The organism is Caballeronia sp. (assembly GCF_049581465.1).
GTDB lineage: Bacteria > Pseudomonadota > Gammaproteobacteria > Burkholderiales > Burkholderiaceae > Caballeronia.
In genome coordinates, this window is sequence record NZ_JBAUSA010000846.1 from 1 (window position 1) to 4,113 (window position 4,113).

Here is a 4,113-nt window from a genome sequence, read left to right on the forward strand (position 1 = left end):
GTGCTGAAGCGCCTCGCGTACGGGGGTGCGCGAGACGTTAAAGCGCGCGGCGAGCGCTCGCTCGTCGATCGCTGCACCGGGGGCGAGGTCGCCCGCCTCGATATCGGCCTGCAGCGTCGCGCGAATGTCATTCGCTAGGTTGGCCCGCAGGCGCGGAGCCGTTTCCGGCATGTTGGGCATTCCGCCTTCGCGCTCAACGGACAGGTCGACTACAGGTTTCATGGCAGAGGTTGGTGCTGTTCAGATGGCTTAAATATACCAATGATTAGCTGTGGTATTCAATATAAGGTTATTTATATGCCGGATCGAGCGACGGTCAGCCCACCGTGATCGTTTGCAAAGGCTATTTAAAATCAAAGGGTTGAACGCATTGAAAGCCTTTACCTGGTGTCCGATAGGGGAAAACACCGACACGATAAAACTGCCTGTGGTGTATTGAAGAGTGGATCGTGGTATGCCAGAATGCACATATCCGACATGATCCCTGTGCACCGAGCCGGGATCTCAATCAAGAAGAGGCATGACCTGATGAGTAAGTCACTCTCCGACGCCGCCGGCGTGCTGTCCGTCGAGCGCGTGCTCAAGCCGAGATCCATAGCGATCGTCGGCGCTTCCGCCGACCCGCGAGCGTTCGGCAATTTCGTGTTGCAAAACCTTGAACGATTCGGCTATGCGGGCGAAATCCATCTCGTTTCACGCAGCAGCCAGGAAATCAACGGCCGACCGTGCGTCAGCAGCATCGACGCGCTGCCCGAGGGAATTGATCTCGCAGTGCTTGCGATACCGGAATCAGGCGTGCTCGACGCGGTACGCACGCTCGGTGCGCGCAAGACCGGCGCGACGGTGATCTTCGCATCGGGCTACGCCGAAGCGGGCGACGAAGGCCGTGCCAGGCAAGAGGTTTTGACCGAAGCGGCGAACGCGACTGGCATGGCGCTGATCGGCCCGAACTGCATGGGCTTCACCAACTTTGAGGCAGGCGTGCCGGTTACCTTTGAGGCGATCGCGCCGTATCCGTGCGCGGGCCGAAAGGGCGTAGGCGTGGTCGCGCAAAGCGGCGCGATGGCCGCGAACCTGCGTGATGCGTTCATGGGGCGCGGGCAGCCAATCACGGCGGCAGTGTCGACGGGAAATGAAGCCGTCCTCGGTATCGAGGACTACTTATCCTGGTTCATTCGCGACGCGCAGACGAGCGCGATCGCGGTGTACGCCGAACAGATCCGCCGTCCGCAAACCTTTATCCAGCTGGCGCGCGAGGCGCACACGGCCGGCAAGCCGATCGTGATGCTGATGCCGGGCAAGAGCGCGCGAGCACGCGAAGCGGCGCAGTCGCACACCGGCGCGCTGGCTGGAGACCACGCAACCACGAGTGTGCTGCTCGCACGGGAAGGCGTGGTGATAGTCGACACGCTCGACGAACTGTTCGATACCACGACCATCGTCGCGCGCTTTCCGATGCCGCCCGCGGCGGGTACGGCCGTGATGACCGCGTCGGGTGCCGTGAAGAATATCGTGCTGGACTTCGCTGACGACATCGGCCTCGCCTTGTCGTCCCTGACCGGTCCGACACTTCAGAAACTGACAGAGCTGCTGCCGGACTTTGCGGTGGCTGACAACCCGCTCGACTATACGACGATCGGTGTGCGCAACCCGGGCCTGATTGGAGAGCTCATCGACACGGTGCTCGCCGATCCGAACGTCGGCAGCCTTGTGCTGGCGATCATGGGCGGCCCGCCGATCGCGCAGCGAGACAAGGCCGATCACCTGGTGCCGGCGCTTGCGCGTGCCACCAAGCCGGCCGTGCTGGCGGTAATGGGCGATAACAACGTGCTCGAGCCATTTTTCGTCGAGGCGATCGCCGCGAGCGGCGTGCCGTTCTTCCGCTCACCGGACCGCGCGCTGCGTGCCTGCGCGCGCGTGGCGACCTACGGCGAATCGCTACAGCGCGCGAAGCGCGCACAAACGGCTCTTCCGGTCGCGATCCCGCTACCGGGTCCCGTGCCGGCAAATGGCATCTTCCCTGAGTACCAGGGCAAACAATGGCTCGCAGCCGCTGGCCTGCCGGTCCCGCCGGGGAGGCTTGCGAAGGGGATTGATGACGCGTTGAAGATTGCCGACGAAATCGGCTACCCGGTCGTACTGAAGGCCCAGGCGAGCGAACTGCCACACAAGAGCGACGTGGGGGGAGTGGTGGTCGGCCTTGCGGACGCAAACGCGCTGCGCGCGGGCTGGAACAAGTTGCATACGAGTGTGGCCTCGCATCGACCCGAGTTGGTGCTCGACGGTGCGCTCGTCGAGGCGATGGGACCGCGCGGCCTCGAACTCGTGGTTGGCGCGAAGCGCGACGCAGAATGGGGTCCGGTTGTGCTGGTCGGTCTTGGCGGGATCTGGATCGAAGTGCTCAAGGATGTGCGCCTGATTCCGGCCGACTTGACCGAGGCCGACATCGTGGTTGAACTGCGCCGCCTTAAGGCCGCGGCGATGCTCGACGGCGTACGCGGTGCGGACGGCGTGGACATCGACGCAATCGCGAAGGCCGTCGCCACGATCGGCGCACAGATGCGCGCGAACCCGCAGATCACGGAGATCGACATCAACCCGCTCCTGGCGTATCCGGACCGCGTCCTGGCGCTCGATGCGCTGGTCGTATGCAGCACACTCGACGGCACCCACTAATCATAAGGATGACGAATCAATGCAACTGGAATTCTCCGCAGAGGACGAGGCATTTCGCGCCGAGGTGCGCGAGTTCGTCAGGCAGAACCTGTCGCCCGAACTCAAGCGCAAGGCCGAACTCGGCCTGCGCCTTGAGCGCGCCGACTATGTCGAATGGTTCACGCGGCTTTACGAGCGCGGCTGGATCACGCCGTCCTGGCCGAAGGAGGCTGGCGGCCCGGGTTGGACCCCGCTGCAACGCTACATCTTCGACGAAGAAACGCTGGTGGGCGGCGCGCCGCGCATTATCGCGAGCGGCATCAACATGCTCGGTCCAGTGCTCAACGCGTTCGGCACGCCCGAGCAGAAGGAGCGCTACCTGCCCGCGATCCGCCTCAGCGAAACCTGGTGGGCGCAAGGTTTCTCGGAGCCTGGAGCGGGTTCGGACCTCGCGAGTGTGCGCACGACGGCGGTGCTGAGCAGGGACAATAAGGGCGATCATTTCGTCGTCAACGGCCACAAGGTGTGGACCTCGTACGCACACTGGTGCGAGATGATGTTCGCGCTCGTGCGCACCGATCCTGATGCGAAGCCGCAGGAAGGCATTTCGTTCCTCCTCATCGACATGAAGTCGCCGGGCGTGGAGTTGCGCCCGATCCGCATGCTCGAAGGCGGCACCGACCTCAACGAGGTCTATCTCGACAACGTGCGTGTGCCGGTCGAGAACCTCGTTGGCGAGCTCAACAAGGGCTGGTCCTACGGTAAGTACCTGCTCGGACACGAGCGCACCGGCATCGCTGGGATCGGCTCGTGCAAGCAGCAACTCGCACGCGTCAAGGCGCTAGGCAAGCAGCAGGGCGTCGCAGGCGATCCGCTGTTCGAGGCGCGCGTAAGTCGCTTCGAGATCGAACTCATGGCGCTCGAATTCACCGGTCTGCGTATGCTGAGCGCGAACCAGCAGAGTCGGGTGCCGGCAGTCGAGGCCTCGATGCTCAAGGTGCGCGGCACTGAACTGCGCCAGGCGATCTATGCGCTGCTCACGGAAGTCGCCGGGCCACACGGCGTGCCATTCGACGAGGTCGCGCTGCTTGACCAGGCCGGCCACGAGCCGCCAAGCCCTGACGACCTCATTGCGGTAGCGGCAAATTACTTCGACGCGCGCAAGCTGTCGATCTATGGCGGTACTAACGAAGTGCAGCGCAATCTGATTAGCCGCGCGTTCTTCAATGCCTGAACCGGGACACGATAAAACATGGATTTTTCTCTTACTGAAGATCACGTCGCGCTCCAGGATGCGGTACGCCGCTTCTGCGACGGCGAATATCCCGCGCATCAGCGCGGCAATGCCGAGGACGCGGCGCTCGCAGCTCGCCGCCACCGTGGGCTCGCCGAACTCGGCGTGACCGGGCTCACTGTCGATGGGGAACACGGCGGTAGCGGCTACGGCGCAGTTGAAAC

At 63.4% G+C, this 4,113-nt stretch carries 4 protein-coding genes; 3 read left to right on the forward strand and 1 reads right to left on the reverse strand.

Features of this window, described 5'->3' with window-relative positions:
* On the reverse strand, positions 1-171 hold a 171-nt coding region (locus WCA53_RS20730), incomplete at its 3' end, for a GntR family transcriptional regulator (RefSeq protein WP_423915054.1).
* 357 nt (positions 172-528) lie between these two features.
* On the opposite strand from WCA53_RS20730, the gene WCA53_RS20735 reads away from it, so the two are divergent.
* The 3 genes from WCA53_RS20735 to WCA53_RS20745 form a co-directional block, all read left to right on the forward strand.
* On the forward strand, positions 529-2,676 hold the full coding sequence (locus tag WCA53_RS20735) for an acetate--CoA ligase family protein (RefSeq protein WP_423915048.1): 2,148 nt from the start codon (positions 529-531) through the stop codon (positions 2,674-2,676).
* 19 nt (positions 2,677-2,695) lie between these two features.
* Positions 2,696-3,889, forward strand: coding sequence for an acyl-CoA dehydrogenase family protein (locus WCA53_RS20740; protein ID WP_423915050.1), 1,194 nt, complete (start codon positions 2,696-2,698; stop codon positions 3,887-3,889).
* An 18-nt stretch (positions 3,890-3,907) separates the two neighbouring features.
* Positions 3,908-4,113 (forward strand): acyl-CoA dehydrogenase family protein (locus tag WCA53_RS20745; protein WP_423915052.1); only part of this gene is annotated, 206 nt, incomplete at its 3' end.

Bases quoted from the DNA above. Each gene is read 5' to 3' on its own strand.
- WCA53_RS20735 (WP_423915048.1), top strand. From the start codon at position 529: ATGAGTAAGTCACTCTCCGACGCCGCCGGCGTGCTGTCCGTCGAGCGC.
- WCA53_RS20740 (WP_423915050.1), top strand. From the start codon at position 2,696: ATGCAACTGGAATTCTCCGCAGAGGACGAGGCATTTCGCGCCGAGGTG.